Here is a 21,127-nt window from a genome sequence, read left to right on the forward strand (position 1 = left end):
TCCTCATGAGCAACACCGACTTCGCGCTGGCCATTGAAGACCTGACCGTGTCGTTCGACGGCTTCAAGGCCATCGACGACCTCACGCTGTACATCGACAAGAACGAGCTGCGCGTGATCATCGGTCCCAACGGCGCGGGCAAGACCACGCTGCTGGATCTGATCTGCGGCAAGACGCGCGCCACGGGCGGCAGCATCAAGTTCAAGAACGAAGAACTCACCCGCATGGCCGAGCACAAGCGCGTGCGGCTGGGCATCGGGCGCAAGTTCCAGACACCCTCCATCTACGAGAACCTGTCGGTCTTCCAGAACCTGGAGGTGTCCTACCCCGCGGGCCGCTCGGTGCTGGGCGCGCTGGCGTTCAAGTGCACCGACGAAGTCAAGGCGCGTGTGCAGGTGGTGGCCGAGGACATCGGCCTGGGGGACAAGCTCGACACCGAGGCGGGCCTGCTCAGCCACGGGCAAAAGCAGTGGCTGGAGATCGGCATGCTGCTGATGCAGGAGCCCGAGCTGCTGATGCTGGACGAGCCCATCGCTGGCATGAGCGCCCGCGAGCGTGAGCTGACGGCCGAGCTGCTGCAGCGCATCTGCAAGAACCGCGCGGTGATCGTCATTGAGCACGACATGGAGTTCGTCAAGCGCATTGCCCACAAGGTCACCGTGATGCACCAGGGAAAGATCCTGGCCGAAGGCCCCATGGAGAAGGTGCAGGCGGACCCCAAGGTCATCGACGTGTACCTCGGTCATTGACTTCGCCACCCGCCCACCGAACCCCCACAGGAGCGCAGCATGCTGGAAGTCAAAGATCTGTTTGTGGCCTACGGCCAGAGCGAGGCGCTGCACGGCATCTCGTTTGACGGCCGTGCCAACGAGACCGTGGCCATCATGGGCCGCAATGGCATGGGCAAAACCACGCTGTTCAAGAGCCTCATGGGCGTGATGCCCGTCAAGAGCGGCCAGATCACCGTGGCAGGCCAGGACGTGACCAAAGACGAGAGCTTTCGCCGCGTGGCCAAGGGCATCGCCTATGTGCCGCAAGGCCGCATGATCTTCCCGACCCTCACGGTGCAAGAGAACATCGAGACCGGGCTGGAAAACTCCAAGACGCGGCAGATTCCCGAAGACATCTACGCGCTGTTCCCCGTGCTGTGGGACATGCGCCGCCGCAAGGGCGGCAACCTGTCGGGCGGGCAGCAGCAGCAGCTGGCCATTGCGCGAGCGCTGGTCACCGACCCCAAGGTGCTGCTGCTCGACGAGCCCACCGAGGGCATCCAGCCCTCGATCATCAAGGACATCGCCAAGGCGCTCAACGAGATCCGCAAGCTGCGCCAGATCACCATCGTGGTGAGCGAGCAGGTGCTGTCATTCGCGATGGACGTGGCCGACCGGCTGTTCGTCATCGAGGGCGGCCGCCTGGTGCATGAGACGGCACGCGCTGACACCGACCAGCAGCGCATCAAGGCTTATTTGTCTGTATGAGGCACCCCCTGTGTCGCTTCGCGCCTTCCCCCTCTCTCGCATCGCTGCGCGCTGCAGGAGGGGAACGCCCCCAGCGCGGCGGGGCGGCCCTTGCGCGGGGGCACTGGCCTTCGCCGCGACAGTTTCGCAGGGCGCTTGCCGTGCAAGCCCTGGACTCTCTTCCCCCACTTTTTCCTCTGTCCACCCACCCTTCCAAGGAGCACGCCATGGCTGAAACCCTGATCAAGGTCGATCTGAGCAAGTCGCCCACCGAGAACGAGAACATCCACAACCGCTGGCACCCCGACATCCCCATGGCCTGCTGGGTCAACCCTGGCGATGAGTTCGTGCTGGAGACGTTCGACTGGACCGGCGGTTTCATCAAGAACAATGACAGCGCCGACGACGTGCGCGACATCGACCTGACCACGGTGCACTACCTCAGCGGCCCCGTGGGCGTGAAGGGCGCCGAGCCGGGCGACCTGCTGGTGGTGGACCTGCTGGACATTGGCGCCAAGCAGGACAGCCTGTGGGGCTTCAACGGTTTCTTCAGCAAGAAAAATGGCGGCGGCTTTCTGACCGAGCACTTTCCCCAGGCGCAAAAGTCCATCTGGGACTTTCATGGCATGTTCACCAGTTCGCGCCATGTGCCAGGTGTGAAGTACGCCGGCCTCATCCACCCCGGCCTGATCGGATGCCTGCCCGACCGCAAGATGCTGGAACAGTGGAACGCCCGTGAGCAGACCCTGATCGACTCGGACCCCACGGCCGGGCTGGCCAACCCACCCTCGGCGGGCACCGCGCACATGGGTCGCCTCACGGGCGATGCCAAGGCCAAGGCGGCTGCCGAAGGGGCCCGCACGGTGCCACCGCGCGAGCATGGCGGCAACTGCGACATCAAGGACTTGTCGCGCGGCGCCAAGGTGTTCTTCCCGGTGTATGTGGACGGTGCCGGGCTGTCGGTGGGCGACCTGCACTTCAGCCAGGGCGATGGCGAAATCACCTTCTGCGGCGCCATCGAGATGGCGGGCTGGGTGCACATGAAGGTCACGCTCATCAAGGGCGGCATGGCCAAGTACGGCATCAAGAACCCCATCTTCAAGCCCAGCCCCATCACGCCCACCTACAACGACTACCTGATCTTCGAGGGCATCAGCGTGGACGAAAGCGGCAAGCAGTACTACCTGGATGTGAACGTGGCCTACCGCCAGGCCTGCCTGAACGCCATCGAATACCTCAAGAAGTTCGGCTACTCGGGCGCGCAGGCGTATTCCATCCTGGGCACAGCCCCGGTGCAGGGCCACATCAGCGGCGTGGTGGATGTGCCCAACGCCTGCGCCACGCTGTGGCTGCCCACGCAGATCTTTGACTTTGACATCAACCCCAGCGCCGCAGGGCCGGTCCAGCACCTGGATGGCTCGGTGGTCATGCCGCTGTCGCCCGATCTGGCCTGACCCACGGGGCGCCTTCGCCAGAAAGAACCCGCCATGCCCACCTACGACTACGCCTGTGCCCAGTGTGGCGGTTTTGATGCCTTCCGCCTGCTGGCCGACCGCAACGAACCCGCCGCCTGCCCGGACTGCGGCGCCGCATCGCCGCGCGTGTTTGCCACCGCACCGCGCCTGGCGCTCATGAGCGCGTCGGCGCGCAGCGCCATCGCCACCAACGAGCGCGCGCGGCACGAGCCGCAGCGCTCGGGCGACTACGCCCGCCTCAAGCACCCTGCAGGCTGTGGTTGCTGTTCGTCATCGCAAAGCCGCAAGGCCACGGTGACGGCGCCCAGCGGCGCCAAGGCGTTTCCCAGCAAACGGCCCTGGATGATTTCTCATTGATAGGGGTGCTTCACCATGATTCACGGCGATATCTCCAGCAGCAAGGACACCGTCGGCGTGGCGGTGGTCAACTACAAGATGCCACGCCTGCACAGCAAGGCCGAGGTGCTGGACAACGCGCGCAAGATCGCGGACATGCTGGTGGGCATGAAGACCGGCCTGCCCGGCATGGACCTGGTGATCTTTCCGGAGTACAGCACCCACGGCATCATGTACGACGCCCAGGAGATGATGGACACGGCGGCCACCATCCCCGGCGAGGAGACCGAGATCTTCGCCGCCGCCTGCCGCAAGGCCAAGGTGTGGGGCGTTTTCTCGCTCACCGGCGAGCGCCATGAGAAGCATCCGCACAAGGTGCCGTACAACACCTTGATCCTGATGAACGACCAGGGCGAGATCGTGCAGAAGTACCGCAAGATCATGCCCTGGACCCCCATCGAAGGCTGGTACCCGGGGGACACCACGTACGTGAGCGAAGGCCCCAAGGGCCTGAAGATCAGCCTCATCATCTGCGACGACGGCAACTACCCCGAGATCTGGCGCGACTGCGCCATGAAGGGCGCTGAGCTCATCGTGCGGTGCCAGGGCTACATGTACCCCGCCAAGGAGCAACAGATTCTGATGAGCAAGGCCATGGCCTTTGCCAACAACACCTACGTGGCCGTGGCCAATGCCGCCGGGTTCGACGGCGTGTACAGCTACTTTGGCCACAGCGCGCTGATTGGCTTTGATGGCCGAACGCTCGGTGAATGCGGCGAGGAGGAATACGGGGTGCAGTACGCAGCGTTGTCAAAAAGCCTGATCCGCGACTTCCGCAGGAACGGGCAGTCCGAAAACCACCTCTTCAAGCTGCTGCACCGGGGCTACACCGGCATGATCAACTCCCGCGACGGGGACCAGGGCGTGGCCGCCTGCCCGTATGACTTCTACACCCGCTGGGTGAATGACCCCGAAGGCACCCGCAAGGCCGTGGAAGCCATCACCCGGCCCATGGTGGGCACCGAGGAATGCCCGATGAAGGGCATCCCCAACCCTGACAGCGCAGGCCGCAGCTGACGCCAAAGGGGGGTGTGGCGCGGGTTCGCCCGTTCGATGCACTGCAGCGGCCTGAGATCTTCAAACAGTGTCAACCGCCTGTGCGAGGCCCGCACTGCGCCCGATAATCGGCCCCCATGCGTGGGCCGTTCTTTTCTATCCTGTGGATGTCGTCCTGTGCGCTGCTGTGCGCCGTGCTCGCGGGCTGCGCGGGCAACGCGCCCACGCAGCGCGGCGAGGTCAAGGGCGCATCCGCCGCGCCCGGTGAGCTGGCCCAGTCCGACATGAACCGCCTGGCCACGCTGGCCATGCAGGAGAACCTGGAGGGCTTGTTCCGCCTCATGGACAAGCTCTACCGCCGCAACCCCGCCGAATGGCGCAAGACCAGCACCACCAGCCGCGAGCACGCCGCCGAGCAGGTGCGCACGGCCATCCTGCAGCGCCAGCCCTGGGCGCCACTGCAGGGGCGCCGTGACATCGCCGCGATGGGCTTTGCGCTGGCGCCGGAGTTTGCGGGAGACCGCGTGGCGGCGTTCATCCATGCGACGGCCGACATGATCATCACGGCCCATGGCGGCAAGACCGAGTTCTTCTTGCTCGACGGTGTGGATGCCCAGCACCTCTACAACGCCGCGCGCAATGTGGAAAGCGCCGTGTGGCTGCTGGCCCAGCGCCGCAATGCCCAGGGCCAGCCGCTGCTGCTGGCCGACGAAATCGGGCCCCAGGGCCGCAACCTGAGCTTCGAGCGCGAGTTCGGCAAGGTCATCGCGCGGCTCGACCTGCTGGCCGCCCTGACCACCGAAAAGTACCGCCGCGCTGCCATCAGCTACGTGCAGGGTATCGTGGGCGGGACTTTCCTGCAGTTTCTGCCGGTGCGTTAAGGGCGATTCGACCGCGTCCAGCGCGGGACGCGCCGTCAGCGCGCGCCGACGCGCATGAACGTTCCAGATGGAAACGTGGCGTTACACTTTGGCCACCCTTCCACTCCAAATCGGGACTTCACCATGCGCCAACGTGCATTGCTGTGGCTCACTGCGTTCTTGTTGGCCATGGTGGCCGCGACCGCAGCGCATGCCCAAGACGCGGACCTTTCCATCACAAAGACCGATGGAGTGACCACGGCCACGCCGGGCGGATCGGTGACCTACACCATCACCGCCAGCAATGCAGGGCCGGACCCCGCCGTCGGTGCCACGGTGGCGGACACTTTTCCGGCCGTGCTCACCGGCACCTGGACCTGCGTGGGCGCGGGCGGCGGCACCTGCACGGCGGCGGGCAGCGGCAACATCAACGATGGCGTCAATCTGCCCGCGGGCGGCTCGGTGACTTACACGGTGAGCGCCGTGATCAATGCGTCTGCGACGGGCACGCTGACCAACACCGCGACGGTGACGTCTGCCGTGAACGACCCCAACCCAGCCAACAACAGCGCCACCGACTCCGACACGCTCACGCCACAGGCGGATCTGTCCATCACCAAGACCGATGGCGTGACCACGGCCGTTCCGGGCGGATCGGTGACGTACACCATCACCGCCAGCAACGCGGGGCCGTCCAATGCGTCGGGGGCCGCGGTGCTCGATACCTTCCCTGCCGCGCTCACCGGCACCTGGACCTGCGTCGGCGCGGGCGGAGGCACCTGCACGGCGGCGGGCAGCGGCAACATCAACGACATCGTCAACCTGCCCGCGGGGGGATCGGTCACCTACACGGTGAGCGCCACGATCAGCGGTTCGGCGACCGGAACGCTGGTCAACACGGCGACGGTGACAGCGCCGGGCGGGGTGACCGATCCCAACCCCGCCAACAACAGCGCCACCGACACCGACACCCTCGCGTCGCAAGCCGACCTGGCCATCACCAAGACGGATGGTGTGACCACGGCCGTTCCGGGCGGCTCGGTCACCTACACCATCACCGCCAGCAACGCCGGCCCATCGAACGCCGCAGGCGCGGGCGTGGTGGACACCTTCCCCGCCGCCCTCACGGGCACCTGGACCTGCGTCGGCGCGGGCGGAGGCACCTGCACGGCGGCGGGCAGCGGCAATATCAGCGACACCGTCAACCTGCCCGCGGGCGGCTCGGTGACCTACACCGTCAGCGCGACGGTGAGTGCGGCGGCCACGGGAACGCTGGTCAACACGGCGACGGTGACGGCGCCGGGCGGGGTGACCGACCCCAACCCGGCCAACAACAGCGCCACCGACACCGACACCGTCACGCCGCAGGCGGATCTGGCCATCACCAAGACGGACGGCGTGACCACGGCCACCCCGGGCGGCTCGGTGACCTACACCATCACCGCGAGCAATGCCGGGCCCTCCGGCGTCGCTGGGGCAACGGTGGCGGACACCCTGCCCGCGGTGCTGACCGGCACCTGGACCTGCGTGGGCGCGGGCGGCGGCACCTGCACCGCCTCGGGCAGTGGCAGCATCAACGACACCGTCAACCTGCCCGCGGGCGGATCGGTGACCTACACCGTCAGCGCCACGGTGGGCGCGTCGGCGACGGGGACACTGGTCAACACCGCGACCGTCGCGGCCCCAGGTGGCGTGACCGACCCCAACCCCGGCAACAACAGCGCCACCGACACCGACACCATCGCGGCGGCCCCGAGCGCGATTCCGTCCCTGTCGGAATGGGCGCTGTGGCTGCTCGCCGGCCTGGTGCTGCTGGCCGCGCTGGGCCAGCGCCGCCAGATGCGCTGACCGCGGGCGGGCCAACTACAATCGGCCCCTGGTCCAAGGAGCGTTGCAGCGGCTTGCCGTGCCCTGGTGGGGCATGGCGGCTCGTCAGGCTTGGGCCGCGCATCCCTCAGTACATTGACAACGACGCTCACCTGAACCCCCTTGTGCCGCGCAGGTGAGCCTTATGTCAGATTTGTCCGTCCCCCCCATGAAGTTGTCCGGCCTGGAGCCTGTCTCCATTGGCGAGGGCACGCTGTTCGTCAACATCGGCGAGCGCACCAACGTCACCGGCTCCAAGGCGTTCGCGCGCATGATTTTGAACGGCCAGTACGAAGAGGCCCTGGCCGTGGCGCGCCAGCAGGTGGAGAACGGCGCCCAGGTCATCGACATCAACATGGACGAGGCCATGCTCGACAGCAAGGCCGCCATGGTGCGCTTTCTGCAGCTCATCGCGTCCGAGCCCGACATCGCGCGCGTGCCCATCATGGTGGACAGCTCCAAGTGGGAGGTGATCGAAGCCGGCCTGCGTTGCGTGCAGGGCAAGGGCATCGTCAACTCCATCTCCATGAAGGAGGGCGTGGACAAGTTCAAGCACGAGGCGCGCCTGGTGCGCCGCTACGGCGCCGCTGCGGTGGTCATGGCGTTTGACGAAAAAGGCCAGGCCGACACCTACGAACGCAAGATCGAAATCTGCGAACGCGCCTACCGCATCCTGGTCGATGAAGTGGGCTTCCCGCCCGAAGACATCATCTTCGACCCCAACATCTTCGCCGTGGCCACCGGCATCGAAGAGCACAACAACTACGCCGTCGATTTCATCGAGGCCGTGCGCTGGATCAAGCAGAACCTGCCGGGCGCCAAGGTCTCGGGCGGCGTGTCGAACGTGTCGTTCAGCTTCCGGGGCAACGACCCCGTGCGCGAGGCCATCCACACCGTGTTCCTGTACCACGCCATCAAGGCGGGCATGGACATGGGCATCGTCAATGCCGGCATGGTGGGTGTGTACGACGACCTGGAGCCCGTGCTGCGCGAGCGCGTGGAAGACGTGGTGCTCAACCGCCGCCCCGACGCCGGCGAGCGCCTGGTCGAGATCGCCGAAACCGCCAAGAGCGGCGCCAAGGACGAGAGCAAGAAACTCGAATGGCGCGGCACGCCCGAGCACCCCAAGACCGTGGGCGAGCGCCTGTCGCACGCGCTGGTGCACGGCATCACCGACTTCATCACCGAGGACACCGAAGAGGCCTACCGCGAGATCCTGGCCAGGGGCGGCCGTCCGCTGCACGTGATCGAGGGCCCGCTCATGGACGGCATGAACGTGGTGGGCGATTTGTTCGGCGCCGGCAAGATGTTCCTGCCCCAGGTGGTGAAAAGCGCGCGCGTGATGAAGTCCGCCGTGGCCCACCTGATCCCCTACATCGAGGAAGAAAAGCGCCAGGACGAACTGGCCGGGCGCGACGTGCGCAGCAAGGGCAAGATCGTCATCGCCACCGTCAAGGGCGACGTGCACGACATCGGCAAGAACATCGTCACCGTCGTGCTCCAGTGCAACAACTTCGAGGTGGTGAACATGGGCGTGATGGTGCCCTGCCACGAGATCCTGGCGCGCGCCAAGGTCGAGGGCGCCGACATCGTGGGCCTGTCGGGCCTGATCACCCCCAGCCTGGAAGAAATGCAGTACGTCGCGGGCGAGATGCAGAAGGACGAGCACTTCCGCATCAAGAAGATCCCGCTGCTCATCGGCGGCGCCACCACCAGCCGCGTGCACACCGCCGTGAAGATCGCGCCGCACTACGAAGGCCCCGTGGTCTACGTTCCCGATGCCTCGCGCAGCGTCAGCGTGGCGCAGAGCCTGCTGGGCGACGGCGTGCAGAACTACGTGGACGAGCTGAATGCCGACTACGACAAGGTGCGCATCCAGCACGCCAACAAGAAGGCCACGCCCCTGTGGCCCCTGGCCAAGATCCGCGCGAACAAGACACCCGTGGACTGGTCCGCCTACCAGTCCGCCGTGCCACGTGCGCTGGGCCGCCGCGTGTTCAAGAACTTCGACCTGGCCGAGCTGGCCAGGTACATCGACTGGGGCCCGTTCTTCCAGACCTGGGACCTGGCCGGCCCGTACCCCGCCATCCTCACCGATGAGGTGGTGGGCGTGGAGGCCACGCGCGTGTTTGCCGATGGCCAGGCCATGCTGAAAAAGATCATCGAAGGCCGGTGGCTCACGGCCAGCGGCGTGATGGCGCTGCTGCCCGCCAACAGCGTGAACGACGACGACATCGAGTTCTACACCGACGACACCCGCACCGAGGTCGCCATGACCTGGTACGGCCTGCGCCAGCAAGCGGAAAAGCACACCATCGACGGCGTGACCCGCCCCAGCCGCTGCCTGGCCGACTTCGTGGCGCCCAAGGAAAGCGGCATTGCCGACTACGCCGGCATGTTCGCCGTGACGGCGGGCCTGGGGATCGAGAAGAAGGAAAAGGCCTTCATCGATGCGCTGGACGACTACTCCGCCATCCTGTTCAAGAGCCTGGCCGACCGCCTGGCCGAAGCCTTTGCCGAAGCCCTGCACCACCGCGTGCGCACCGACCTGTGGGGCTATGCCGCCGGCGAGGCGCTGAGCAACGACGACATGATCGCCGAGAAGTACCGCGGCATCCGCCCCGCGCCCGGCTACCCCGCCTGCCCCGACCACAGCGCCAAGAGCGAGCTGTTCCGTGTGCTGCAGTGCGAAGACATCGGCATGACCCTCACCGAAAGCCTGGCCATGATGCCGGCGGCCAGCGTGAGCGGCTTCTACATCGGTCATCCGGATGCCGTGTACTTCAACGTCGGCAAGATCGGTGAAGACCAGTTGCACGACATGGCGCAGCGCCGCAGGATGGATGAGAAGGTGCTGGAGCGGTTGCTGGCGCCGAATCTGTGATGCTATTGATTTTATAGCTTCTGGCGCTTGATGGATAAGCGCCAGGGGCTGATTTGATTGAATGGACAGAAAGGCGCCGCACGCGGGGCCTTTCTGTTGGTGGCTTTGCCGGAAAGCGCTTCGCAAGCCATGGGCCTGCCTCCAGACCGGCGCGCCTGCGCCATGCCTGGCGCGTGTTTTCGGCAGTGGGAACCCTACTTCAGGAGGGATGCTATTTGCCAGGGCGCAGCATGTAATCAGCCACGATTGGGACAAGCTCGGTGCGGCGCTGCCGCTGCACTTTTCACAGGACAGTGGCTCCCGCCGTGGGCCGCGCAGGGCCCGCCCAAGCACAAGACAAAGAACTGTGTAGGGGCGATGCCAATGCTGCGTTTCCATGGATTTCCGGAGGGGCTCCATCATGCGGCCCTGCGCCTGCTGGCTTGCGCGGCGCTGCTGGCGGGTTTGCTGCAGCCTGGCATGGCCAGCGCCGCGCACACCTCGCTCATCTGCCCGGCCAAGGGTGGTGGGGTCACGCAAGGCGGCACGGTCACCATCGACGTGACCGACTGCACGCCAGGTATTGGCTGGGCGGGCACCGGTCCGGTGGACGGGCCGGCGTTGCCGGTGCATGGCAGTGCCAACCTGCGCATCACCGGACCGAACTGGGTCCTGGACTACAGCCACAATGGCAACAGCGCCACCAGCGACTACTTCGAGTTCACCGACGCATCGGGCAACGCCACTGCGCAAAGCGTCGTGGGCGTGACGGTCACCATCCATCCCTCGTCGTCTCCCATTGCGGTCGCACCCGCAACATTGCCCGCCCTGACGGCGGGCACGCCGTTTTCGCAGGCCCTCAGCGCCAGCGGCGGCACGGCGCCATACACCTACACGCTGCAAGGCGGCGCGCTGCCCCCGGGCCTCGGCCTGGCCGGTTCGGGCGCCATCACCGGCACGCCCACCCGGCGCGGGGGCTACACCTTCAGCGTGCGCTCCACCGACCATGGCGGCCTGTTCGTGGACAAGGGCTACACCGGCACGGTGGGCAACCCGAGCCTGGCGCTGGCCACCCCCACGGGCACGGCGGTGCAGGGCCAGCCCTTCTCGCAAGCACTGGCCACCACGGGCGGTGTGCCGCCCTACAGCTATCTGCTGGAGACGGGCAGCTTCCCGGCGGGCATCAGCATCTCCGGCGCGGGCGTGGTCAGCGGCACCACGGCGGCGTCCCTGGGCAGCTACCCGGTGACCTTGCGGGTCACGGACGCCAGCACGGGGCCTGGGAGCTATTTCGAGCTGGAGAACTACACGCTGGTGGTCAGCCAGCAGCCCGTGCTGTCCATCAACGACGTGGCGGCCAGCGAAGGCAATGCGGGCATGGCCCATTTCAGTTTCACGGTCAGCCTCAGCGCGCCCGCCGGGCCGGGCGGCGTCACCTTCGACATCGCCACGGCCAATGGCACGGCCACCGCGGGGGCCGACTACGTGGCGCACAGCCTCGCGGGCCAGGCCATACCCGCAGGCAGCAGCACCTACCCCTTCGTGGTGCAGGTGCCGGGCAATGCGCTCTTCCAGCCGGACAGGACGTTTGGGGTGAATGTGACCAATCTGGTGAATGCCGTGGCGGGCGACGCGCAGGGCCAGGGCACCATCGTCAACGACGACGCGGCCCCCAGCCTGTCGATCAACGATGTGACCGTGGTGGAGGGCCACGGCGGTACCACCGGCGCCGTCTTCACCGTGTCCCTGAGCGCGCCGAGTGGCTTCACCACCAGCGTCAACTACGCCACGGCCAACGGCACGGCCACGCAGCCCGGCGACTACACCGCCACCAGCGGCACGCTGACTTTCACGCCAGGGCAAACCTTGCTCACCGTCACGGTGCCCGTGGTCGGCGACACCACGCCCGAGGCCCACGAGACCTTCTTCGTCCACCTGAGCGGCGCCGTCAACGCCACCATCGCCGACAACCAGGGCCTGGGCACCATCACCAACGACGATGTGCCTGTGGCCGTCGGCCCCGGCACCCTGCCGGTCGGCACGGTGGCGGCGGCCTACAGCCAGACCCTGGCGGGGAGCGGTGGCGCAGGCCCTTATGCATTCGCGGTGACGGCGGGCGCGCTGCCCACGGGGCTGGCCTTGTCCACCGGCGGGCTGCTCGGCGGCATGCCCACGGCGGGCGGTGCGTTCAATTTCACGGTCACCGCCACCGACAGCAGCGCCTTTCCGGGGCCGTATGCGGGCTCGCAGGCCTATACCCTGGCCATTGCCAGCCCCACGGTGTCGCTGGCCCCCGCCACCGTGCCGGGCGGCACGCGCACCGTGGCCTACAGCACCCCGCTCGCGGCATCGGGCGGCACGGCGCCGTACACCCATGCCGTCACGGCCGGGGCGTTGCCGGGCGGGCTGCTGCTCAGCGCGGGTGGCGTGCTGTCGGGCACGCCCACGGCCACGGGGTCCTTCAACTTCAGCGTGACCGCCACCGACAGCAGCACCGGCACCGGCCCCTACACCGCCACGCGCGCCTACACGCTGGTGGTGGCCGATGCGGCGCCGGTGGCCAGCCACTCGGCGCACACGGTGGCCTATGGCTCCAGCGGCAACGCCGTGCCGCTGAGCCTCTCCGGCGGGGCGGCCACGTCGCTGGCCCTCACCACGCCGGCCGCGCACGGCACGGCGATGGTCAGTGGCACCACCCTCCAGTACACGCCCACGCCGGGCTATGCGGGCAGTGACAGTCTTGCCTATACCGCCACCAACACCTCCGGCACATCGTCGCCCGCCACCGTCACGCTGACCGTGAGCCCGCCCACCCTGGTGGTCAGCCCCAACAGTGCGCAGACCGCCACGGTGGGCAGCGCCTACACCCGCACCTTCACCTGGAGCGGCGGCGCCGCCCCCTACACGGGCCTGCAGGTGCAGAACCTGCCCGCAGGCCTGTCGGTCACGGCCACCACGGCCGACAGCGCCACGGTGTCGGGCACGCCCTCGGTGGCCGGTGCGTTCAACCTCCACCTCACCGCCACCGACAGCAGCACCGGCGCCGGCCCGTTCAACGGCGCGCAGGCTGTGGCGCTCACGGTGGGAGCCCCCACCGTCACCCTGGCGCCCGCCACGCTGCCCGCTGCCGGCGCGTACAGCGCCTACAGCCAGGCCCTCGCGGCGGCCGGTGGGCTGGCCCCGCACAGCTATGCCGTGAGCACCGGCGCCTTGCCCCCGGGCCTGGCGCTGAGCACGGCCGGCGTGCTGGCCGGTACCGTGGGCGCACCGGGCACCTACCATTTCACCGTCACGGCCACCGACGCCAGCGGGGCGGCCTATGCAGGCAGCCAGGCCTACACGCTGCAGGTGGCGCTGGCGCAGACCTACAGCGGCCCGTCCCCCACGGGCTCGGGCACCATCACGGCCAGCTTTGGCGGCGGCGGTGCGGGGTGCGTGTTCGCCAGCGCGCAGTTCATCCCGCCGTCGGGCCACGCGTCCAGCCCGCCCGCCCACAGCGCCCCGGCGGGGGTGCAGTTTCCGCACGGGCTGTTTGACTTCGCCACCACGGGCTGCACGCCGGGCAGCACGCTGCAGTTCACCATGACCTACCCCGGCGCGCTGCCGGCCCACACCCAGTACTGGAAGTACGGCCCCACGCCGGCCAGCCCGCCCAACGCGGCGCCACGCTGGTACACCCTGCCCGCCGGGGTGGCGGGCGCGGTGGCGACCTTCTCCATCACCGACGGCGCCCTGGGGGATGATGACCTGGCCGCCAACGGCGCCATCGTGGACGCGGGTGGCGCGGGCTTCGGGCTGGCCGCCACGGCCGTGCCGCTGGGCGACGGGCTGATCTGGTGGCTGGCCCTGGGTCTGCTGGCCGTGGCCGCAGGCCAGCGCCGCCGGGGCGCGGGGTGATGTGCGGTTGATATGAAAATCATAGCTGCCAGCGCTTTTGGGATAAGCGCTGGGGCCCCATTTCATTCAAAGATTGCAGCCATCCGCTCCCTGCAAGATTCAGCCGCCCTGGCCTTGCGGCAGCCGGGCAATCACCTTGATCTCGAACTGAAACCCATACAGCCAGGTCACACCAATGCCCGTCAGCGTGGGGTGGGGCGCCTCGCCCCAGAACTCGGGCACGATGCTCCACACCGCTTCAAAGTTCGCCTCGGGGTTGACGACAAACATCGTTACGTCCACCACGTCGTCAAAGGTGCAGCCCGCCGCCTGCAGCACCGCGTCCAGGTTGGTGAACGCCCGCCGCACCTGCGCCTTCAGGTCGGGCTCGGGCGAGCCATCCTCGCGGCTGCCCACCTGGCCCGACACGAACAGAAAACCGTTGGACCGCACCGCCGGCGAATAGCGGTTGCGCTCGTACAGCGCCTGGCGACCGGCCGGAAACACCACATCACGTTGGGCCATGAAAAACTCCTTCGGTGGGGCCGGCAAGTCGCCCCGTGTTGACGATGAAGGCACTGTAGAAGCGCGGGGCCGGCCGATAAACAGGCAAGCCTGTCCATCACTGTTCTTAGAATCCAAACAATCGCGGGCCGCACCAGGCCCATTGCAGCGCGGCACGGGCTCGGCCCGCGCACCCCACGGGCCCCCCTGAGGCGGCCGCACCGGAGCATCCCCATGGACCGTTTTGACGCAATGCAGGCCTTCGCGCGGGTGGTGGAAACCGGCAGCTTCACCAAGGCGGCGGCAACCCTGCACATGAGCAAGACCACGGTGACCCAGCTGGTGCAGCAACTGGAGGCACGCCTGCGGGTCCGGCTGTTCAACCGCACCACGCGCAAGGTCCATGTCACCGCCGATGGCGCCGCCTACTACGAGCGCGTGGTGCGCCTGCTGGCCGACCTGGACGACGCCGAGACCAGCCTCTCCACCGCCGCCGCCGCGCCCCGGGGCCGCCTGCGGGTGGATGTGCCCAGCCCCCTGGCCCGGCTCGTCCTCGTCCCCGCGCTGCCCGCGTTCCACGCACGGTATCCCGACATCCAGCTCGACATGGGCGTGAGCGACCGCCGCGTGGACATGCTGGGCGAGAACGTGGACTGCGTGGTGCGCGGCGGCACCCTCACCGACCAGTCCCTCATCGCCCGCCAGGTGGGAGAGCTCGCACTGCGCGTGTTTGCCGCTCCCAGCTACCTGCGGCACGCGGGCGTGCCCGCGCACCCGGGGGAGCTGGAGGACTCGCACCACCGCATCGTGGGTTTCCTGTGGGCGCGCACCGGCAAGCCGGTTCCCTATGCCATGCGCCGCGGCGGCGAGAGCATCCACGTGCAGGGCCGCTACGTGTGCGCGATGGACGACGGCAATGCCTACCTGGCCGCAGGGCTGGCCGGCATGGGGGTGCTGTGGCTGCCCAGCTACATGGCGCGGCCGCACGCGGCCAGCGGCGAACTGGTGCCATTGTTTGAAGGCTGGACGATGGACCCCATGCCCCTGTACGTGGCCTACCCGCCCAACCGCCATGTGAGCGCCAAGGTCCGGGTGTTCATTGACTGGGTGGTGGAGCTGATGGTGCTGCATGCACCGGTGGCGGTGCGGCGTGCCGATGAAAGCTATTGAAAATATAGCATTCAGGGTTCATGGATAAGTGCCCGGGGCCCATTCAGCTTCAGGATGGCCGGTCAACCCAAACCGCTGAAGCCCGCCGCGCAGCCATCAACCGCCAGGAAACCTACCCCTGCGCGCCCGCCGCCATCTCCAGCTGCATCATGATCATGTTGACCAGCGTGTGCACCGTGGGGCGGCCGGTCTCGATCACGAAGTGGGCCGTTTCGCGGTACAGGCCGTCGCGGTGCGCGTACAGCTCGCGCAGCTTGTCCATGGGGTTGCCCACCTGCAGCAGTGGCCGGGTCTTGTCGTGCTTGACGCGGCGGTAGATCTCTTCGGGCGAGGCGCGCAGATACAGCACGTTGCCGAAGCGGCGCAGCACCTCCCGGTTGGCCGGGCGCAGCACGGCGCCGCCACCGGTGGAGAGCACCATGCCGCCAGGCTCCTGCGCCACCTCGGCCAGGACCTGGGACTCGACATCGCGAAAGCGCGCTTCGCCTTCCGCTTCGAAAAAGCTGCGGATGGTGGTGCCGAGGGTCTGCTCCAGCCGGTGGTCCAGGTCGACGAATGGAACACCCGCCCGGTGGGCGAGTTGCCGGCCGATGGTGGATTTGCCCGAGCCGGGCATACCGACCAGTGCACAGCGAATCTGCATAAATTTCCTGTTGTTATGGCTGCCCAACTGGACGCAGAGTGTAAGGCGGCGGGCGCTCAGAGCGCGGCGTACACCAGGGCCGGATACAGCTCGCTCAGGTAGCGCAGTTGTCCCGGGGCCTGTGTGAGCAGGATGGCGAACAGGTCCTGCGCCGGGTCCACGAGGAAGAAGGTGCCGCCCAGCCCGCTCCAGCTGTAGTGCCCCGCCGAGCCGGGGCGCGTCGCCAGCCCGGTGGCCGTGCGCACCGCCACGCCCAGCCCGAATCCGTAGCCGGGGGGCAGCACGTCGCCGGCCGTGGGGATGCCGCCCAGGTGGTCCGCCGTCATGAAATCCACCGTGGCGCGGCTGGCCAGCCGCACGGGGCCGTTCGTGCCTTCCAGGGTGCCCCGGCCCAGCAGGAGCTGCAGGAAACGCGCGTAGTCCGCGGCGGTGGACACCAGCCCGCCCCCGGCGGATTCAAACGCGGGCGGGGCGGCCACGTCGATCAGCGCGACCTCGGTACCCGTCTGGGGGTCGCGCGCGAAGGGCTCGGCCAGCCGGTGCAGGTTCCGGGGAGGGACGCTAAAGCCCGTGTCGTGCATGCCCAGGGGCCCGAACACGCGGCGCTGCAGGATGGTGCCCAGGGGCGCGCCTTCCACCACCTCGAGCACGGCGCCCAGCACATCCGTGGCGCGGCTGTACTCCCAGCGGCTGCCGGGCGCATGCACCAGCGGCAGGGGGCCCAGCGCGGCCGCGAGACCGGCATTGGTGTGGCGGCGCGAACCAATGCGGGCAGCGCGGTACAGGTCGGGCACCGGGCCCGCCTCCCACGCGTAGCTGAGGCCGGCGGTGTGGCGCAGCAGGTCGTGCACGGTGGCCGCGCGCGGCGCGGGTGCCCGCTGGCCGGTGGCAGGGTCGTACACCTGCTGCCCGGTAAACGCGGGCAGGTAGTGCGACACGGGGTGTGCCAGCAGCAGGCGGCCTTCCTCCATGAGCATCAGTGCCACCAGCGAGGCAATCGGCTTGGTCATGGAGTAGATGCGAAAAAGCGTGTCGTGCGCCATGGCGGGGGCGCCCGCCCCGGGGCGCTGTGCGCCCACCGCCTGGTGCAGCACGGTGCGGCCCTGGTGGTGCACCAGCGCCACCGCGCCGGGCAGCACGCCCTGGTCCACATGGGCTTGAAGTACGTGGCACAGGCGTGCCAGGGGGGCTGGGTGCATGGGTTCCTCGAGACGGTGGTGGCAATGGGGCCCGCGCACGTTCCGCGTGTCGGAACGTCGCCGGTGGTGGACGGATTGTTTCAGTCTGTTGCGGCATCCCGCGGCGGCAAGTCGCGCAGATGACTGGCGCACCCGCCAATCGCTGGGTGATTACCCTGAAATGTTCTGCACAGCGGAATACGAGGTTGGGCATCCGGGGCTTCGTTATTAAGCTGGCCCGGCCTCGACCGCAAGGGGATCGCGCCGCTTCGGCGCATCGCGTGCGGCATGCGGGGCGGCTGGGCCGATGGCCGCAGCCTGTCTGCAAACCTACCAGGAGCACGACGATGGAGACACGCCCCCGCGGGGACGCCCCGAGCCCACGCCCCGAGACCATGCCGCCCGCGCAGCACGGCCGCGCACCGCTCGCAGGGAGGGGCGGTTGATGGACCTGTTCCTGCAGCAAGTGCTCAACGGCCTCACGCTGGGCGGCATCTACAGCCTGGTGGCCCTGGGCCTCACGCTGGTGTACGGCATCCTGCACGTGCCCAATTTCGCCCATGGCGCGTTCTACATGGCCGGGGCGTTCGTGTCGTGGCACCTCATGGCGGCCTGGGGCTTCAACTACTGGGTGGCGATGGCGGGCTCGGCCCTTGCCGTGGCGCTGATCGGCGTGGTGTCGGAGCGGCTGGTGTTCCACCCGCTGCGCAATGCCTCGGGCCTGCATCCGATGATCGCGGCCATCGGGGTGCTGCTGTTCCTGGAGGCCGGCGCGCAGGCCCTGTGGGGCGCGGACTTCCACCGCATGCAGACGCCGTACACCGGCATCATCGACCTGGGCGGAGTCACGGCGCCGGTGCAGCGCCTGCTGATCATCGCGGCGGCCTTCGTGCTCATGGTGGTGCTGCACCTGTTCCTCAAGAAGACGGTGACGGGCTCGACCATCATCGCCATGGCGCAGAACCGCGATGGCGCGTCGCTGGTGGGCATCGACGCGAACCGCGTGGCCATGCTCACCTTCGCCATCTCGGGCGCGCTGGCCGCGGTGGCCGCCACGCTGTATGCGCCCATCAACCTTGTGTACCCGGCCATGGGGCACCTCGTGATCACCAAGGCCTTCGTGATCATCATCCTGGGGGGCATGGGCAGCGTGCCCGGCGCCATCATCGGGGGGCTCATCATCGGTTTTGCCGAGAGCTTCGGGGCGTTCTACATCTCCACCGACTACAAGGACATCATCGCCTTCGTGCTGCTCGTGGCCATCCTGTCGGTGCGTCCGCAGGGCCTGTTCACCAAGGGGGTGCGCTGACATGGCATTCCTGGAAGGCAAATGGGGCTGGGCCCTGCTGCTGGCCGCCGGGCTGGCGTTTCCCCTGTTCGTGGGCAATGACTACCACCTCACGGTGATGGGCACCGCCTACATCTTTGCGATCGCCACCATCGGCCTGAACCTCATCACGGGCTACACGGGGCAGTTCAACTTGGCGCACAGCGGCTTCATGGCGGTGGGCGCCTACACGGTGGGCATCCTCACGGTGGACCACCAGGTGCCGTTCTGGGTGGCGTTCGCGCTCTCGGGCGTGGTCACCACCGTGCTGGGCTTCTTCATCGGCGTCCTGTCGCTGCGGCTCAAGGGGCACTACTTCTCGATCTTCACGCTGTGCGTGGGCTACATCATGTTCCTCGTGATCGAGAAATGGGAAGGGCTCACCCATGGCACGGTGGGCATCATCGGCATCCCCGCCCCGTCGCCCATCGGGGGGCTGCGGTTCGACACGCCGCTGGCGCTGTACTACCTGGCCTTCTTCTGGCTGGTGGTGGGCATGTGGGCCATGCGCCGTATCGTCAATTCGCTGCTCGGGCGCACCTTCATGGCCATCCGCAACAGCGACGAGCTGGCCGAGTCGCTGGGCATCAGCCTCATGCGCAACAAGGTGCTGGCGTTCATGCTGTCGGTGTTCTACGCGGGTATCGCGGGGGGGCTGTATGCGGGCTATGTGCGCTTCATCGGGCCCGGCGTGGCGGGGGTGGAGCACACCTTCGACATGACCATGTACATGCTCATCGGGGGGCTGGGGACGCTGCTGGGCCCGTTGCTGGGCGCGCTCGCCATGCCCTGGCTCACGCAGTACCTGCAGTTCCTGCAGGAGTACCGCTTCCTTGTCTTCGGTCCCATCCTCGTGCTGCTGGTGATCTTCGTGCCGCACGGCATCGTGGGCACCTACCTGGGCTGGAAGGCACGCCGCGCCACCCGGCCGTCCGCCACACCGCCCGCAGGAGGCGACCGTGCTTAAGATCGAACACCTCACCAAGCGCTTCGGCGGCCTGGCCGCCGTCAACAACGTCAGCACCACCATCGAGGCCGGCAGGATCAACGCGATCATCGGCCCCAACGGTGCCGGCAAGACGACGTTCTTCAACCTCATCAGCGGAATGCACCGGCCCAGCTCGGGCACCATCACGCTGGAGGGGCGCGACGTGACCTCGCTGCGCACCGACGAGGTGGCGCGCCTGGGCGTGGCGCGCACCTTCCAGACCACGGCGCTCTTTGACATGGCCTCGGTGCTGGACAACCTCATCGTGGGCCACCGCCTGCGCACGCGCTCGGGCCTGCTCGACGTGCTGTGCAATTCCAGCCGCCTGCGCGAGGAAGAGCGCATCTGCCGCGAGAAGGCGCGCGAGGCGCTCGATTTCGTGGGCCTCGCGCACCTGGAAAACCGCATGGCGGGCGACATCTCGCAGGAGGAGCGCAAGCGCGTGGCCTTCGCGCTGGCGCTGTCCACCGGGCCGCGCCTGGTGCTGCTGGACGAGCCCGCCGGCGGCGTGAACCCCGACGAGACCGAAGGCCTGGCCCAGCTCATCCGCAAGATGGTGGCCCATGGCCTCACCGTGTGCCTGATCGAACACAAGATGAACATGATCATGAGCCTGGCCGACAAGATCATGGTGCTGAACTACGGCGAGAAGATCGCCGAGGGCACCCCCGCCGAGATCCGCGCCAACCCGGCCGTCATCGACGCCTACCTGGGGAGCGAGCATGCTGCAGCTTGACAACCTCTCGCTCAAATACGGCAGCTTCCAGGCGCTCAATGGCGTGAGCCTGCATGCCCGGCAGGGCGAGCTGGTGGTGCTGCTGGGCGCCAACGGCGCGGGCAAGAGCTCGATCTTCCTGACCATCAGCGGCATCCACAAGGCCGCCGGGGGCAGCATCCGCTATGGCGACAGGGAGCTGGCGGGCATGAAGCCCTCTCAGATCGTGCAGCACGGCGTGGTGCAGTGCCCCGAGGGGCGCAAGCTGTTCCCCGGCATGTCGGTGCTCAAGAACCTGATGCTGGGCGCCTACGTGCACCGGGGCGACACGGCGGGCAGCAGGAAGGTGCTGGACGAGGTGTTCGCGCTGTTTCCCATCCTGGCCGAGAAGAAGGACGACCCCGCGGGCTCGCTCAGCGGCGGCCAGCAGCAGATGGTGGCCATCGGCCGCGCCATGATGGGCCGGCCCAAGGTGCTGCTGCTCGACGAGCCCTCGCTGGGCCTGGCGCCGCTGGTCATCAAGCAGACCTTCGAGGTCATCCAGCGCATCAACCAGGCCGGCACCACGGTGCTGCTGGCCGAGCAGAACGCGTTCGCGGCGCTCAAGATCGCGCACCGCGCCTACGTCATCGAGAGCGGCCGCATCGTGATGGAGGGCGACCGCGACAGCCTCATGAACAACGAGGCCGTGCGCCGGGCCTACATCGGCGCATAGGAGATGAGGAGCAGCCCCCCGCGGCGCCGCGCGCGTGCGACGGTAGTGCCACCTGTTTGACGACCCTGACTCGCAAGAGCCGCTTTTTCAGAAACCCC

At 67.8% G+C, this 21,127-nt stretch carries 17 protein-coding genes and 1 riboswitch; of the genes, 14 read left to right on the top strand and 3 right to left on the bottom strand.

All coding sequences use genetic code 11. From position 1 onward, the window contains the following. Positions 1–5 precede the first annotated feature (5 nt). From urtD to KW843_RS18200, 9 genes are all read left to right on the top strand, one after another. Positions 6–749, top strand: coding sequence for an urea ABC transporter ATP-binding protein UrtD (urtD, locus tag KW843_RS18160; protein ID WP_121507918.1), 744 nt, complete (start codon positions 6–8; stop codon positions 747–749). Between the two features lie 39 nt (positions 750–788). Continuing rightward, complete coding sequence (gene urtE, locus KW843_RS18165; protein ID WP_218296555.1) at positions 789–1,478, top strand: urea ABC transporter ATP-binding subunit UrtE; 690 nt, start codon at positions 789–791, stop codon at positions 1,476–1,478. A gap of 206 nt (positions 1,479–1,684) precedes the next feature. Then, the gene (gene fmdA, locus KW843_RS18170; RefSeq protein ID WP_218296556.1) at positions 1,685–2,911 is read left to right on the top strand and encodes a formamidase; all 1,227 of its coding nucleotides are present in this window, start codon (positions 1,685–1,687) and stop codon (positions 2,909–2,911) included. A gap of 33 nt (positions 2,912–2,944) precedes the next feature. Then, complete coding sequence (locus KW843_RS18175) at positions 2,945–3,289, top strand: zinc ribbon domain-containing protein (protein ID WP_057228095.1); 345 nt, start codon at positions 2,945–2,947, stop codon at positions 3,287–3,289. 15 nt (positions 3,290–3,304) lie between these two features. Further along, a complete protein-coding gene (locus KW843_RS18180) occupies positions 3,305–4,345 on the top strand; it encodes an aliphatic amidase (RefSeq protein WP_218296557.1) in 1,041 nt (346 codons plus the stop codon). Positions 4,346–4,461: 116 nt separating this feature from the next. After that, positions 4,462–5,205 carry a hypothetical protein gene (locus KW843_RS18185; protein WP_218296558.1) on the top strand — a complete coding sequence of 248 codons (744 nt, stop codon included), beginning with the start codon at positions 4,462–4,464 and terminating at the stop codon, positions 5,203–5,205. Between the two features lie 123 nt (positions 5,206–5,328). Then, on the top strand, positions 5,329–7,032 hold the full coding sequence (locus tag KW843_RS18190; protein WP_218296559.1) for an IPTL-CTERM sorting domain-containing protein: 1,704 nt from the start codon (positions 5,329–5,331) through the stop codon (positions 7,030–7,032). A 29-nt stretch (positions 7,033–7,061) separates the two neighbouring features. Next, a riboswitch (S-adenosyl-L-homocysteine riboswitch) is annotated at positions 7,062–7,168 on the top strand. A gap of 51 nt (positions 7,169–7,219) precedes the next feature. Further along, on the top strand, positions 7,220–9,934 hold the full coding sequence (gene metH, locus KW843_RS18195) for a methionine synthase (protein ID WP_218296560.1): 2,715 nt from the start codon (positions 7,220–7,222) through the stop codon (positions 9,932–9,934). Between the two features lie 357 nt (positions 9,935–10,291). Next, complete coding sequence (locus KW843_RS18200) at positions 10,292–13,810, top strand: putative Ig domain-containing protein (protein WP_218296561.1); 3,519 nt, start codon at positions 10,292–10,294, stop codon at positions 13,808–13,810. A 99-nt stretch (positions 13,811–13,909) separates the two neighbouring features. On the opposite strand, the gene KW843_RS18205 is transcribed toward KW843_RS18200, so the two are convergent. Then, complete coding sequence (locus tag KW843_RS18205; protein ID WP_218296562.1) at positions 13,910–14,314, bottom strand: RidA family protein; 405 nt, start codon at positions 14,312–14,314, stop codon at positions 13,910–13,912. Between the two features lie 213 nt (positions 14,315–14,527). Here KW843_RS18205 and KW843_RS18210 point away from each other — a divergent pair, with 213 nt between their 5' ends. Continuing rightward, entirely contained in the window at positions 14,528–15,463 is a 936-nt protein-coding gene (locus tag KW843_RS18210) for a LysR family transcriptional regulator (RefSeq protein ID WP_218296563.1), read from the top strand. Positions 15,464–15,575: 112 nt separating this feature from the next. Here KW843_RS18210 and KW843_RS18215 read toward each other — a convergent pair whose 3' ends face one another. Together KW843_RS18215 and KW843_RS18220 are read right to left on the bottom strand one after the other, a co-directional pair. Then, positions 15,576–16,106, bottom strand: a complete 531-nt coding sequence (locus KW843_RS18215) for a shikimate kinase (RefSeq protein ID WP_218296564.1) — start codon at positions 16,104–16,106, stop codon at positions 15,576–15,578. Positions 16,107–16,162: 56 nt separating this feature from the next. Further along, a complete protein-coding gene (locus tag KW843_RS18220; protein ID WP_218296565.1) occupies positions 16,163–17,305 on the bottom strand; it encodes a serine hydrolase in 1,143 nt (380 codons plus the stop codon). A 424-nt stretch (positions 17,306–17,729) separates the two neighbouring features. On the opposite strand from KW843_RS18220, the gene KW843_RS18225 reads away from it, so the two are divergent. Genes KW843_RS18225 through KW843_RS18240 form a run of 4 tightly spaced genes read left to right on the top strand, consistent with a single transcriptional unit; the run spans position 17,730 to position 21,029 of the window. Further along, entirely contained in the window at positions 17,730–18,593 is an 864-nt protein-coding gene (locus KW843_RS18225; protein ID WP_218296566.1) for a branched-chain amino acid ABC transporter permease, read from the top strand. A gap of 1 nt (position 18,594) precedes the next feature. After that, positions 18,595–19,578, top strand: a complete 984-nt coding sequence (locus KW843_RS18230; RefSeq protein ID WP_218296567.1) for a branched-chain amino acid ABC transporter permease — start codon at positions 18,595–18,597, stop codon at positions 19,576–19,578. After that, a complete protein-coding gene (locus KW843_RS18235; protein ID WP_218296568.1) occupies positions 19,571–20,335 on the top strand; it encodes an ABC transporter ATP-binding protein in 765 nt (254 codons plus the stop codon). The genes KW843_RS18230 and KW843_RS18235 overlap by 8 nt, the downstream gene beginning before the upstream one ends. Further along, positions 20,322–21,029 carry an ABC transporter ATP-binding protein gene (locus KW843_RS18240; protein WP_218296569.1) on the top strand — a complete coding sequence of 236 codons (708 nt, stop codon included), beginning with the start codon at positions 20,322–20,324 and terminating at the stop codon, positions 21,027–21,029. The genes KW843_RS18235 and KW843_RS18240 overlap by 14 nt, the downstream gene beginning before the upstream one ends. Positions 21,030–21,127: the final 98 nt, after the last annotated feature.

Origin of the sequence: Acidovorax sp. sif1233, assembly GCF_019218755.1 — a bacterium.
Taxonomy (GTDB): domain Bacteria; phylum Pseudomonadota; class Gammaproteobacteria; order Burkholderiales; family Burkholderiaceae_C; genus Acidovorax.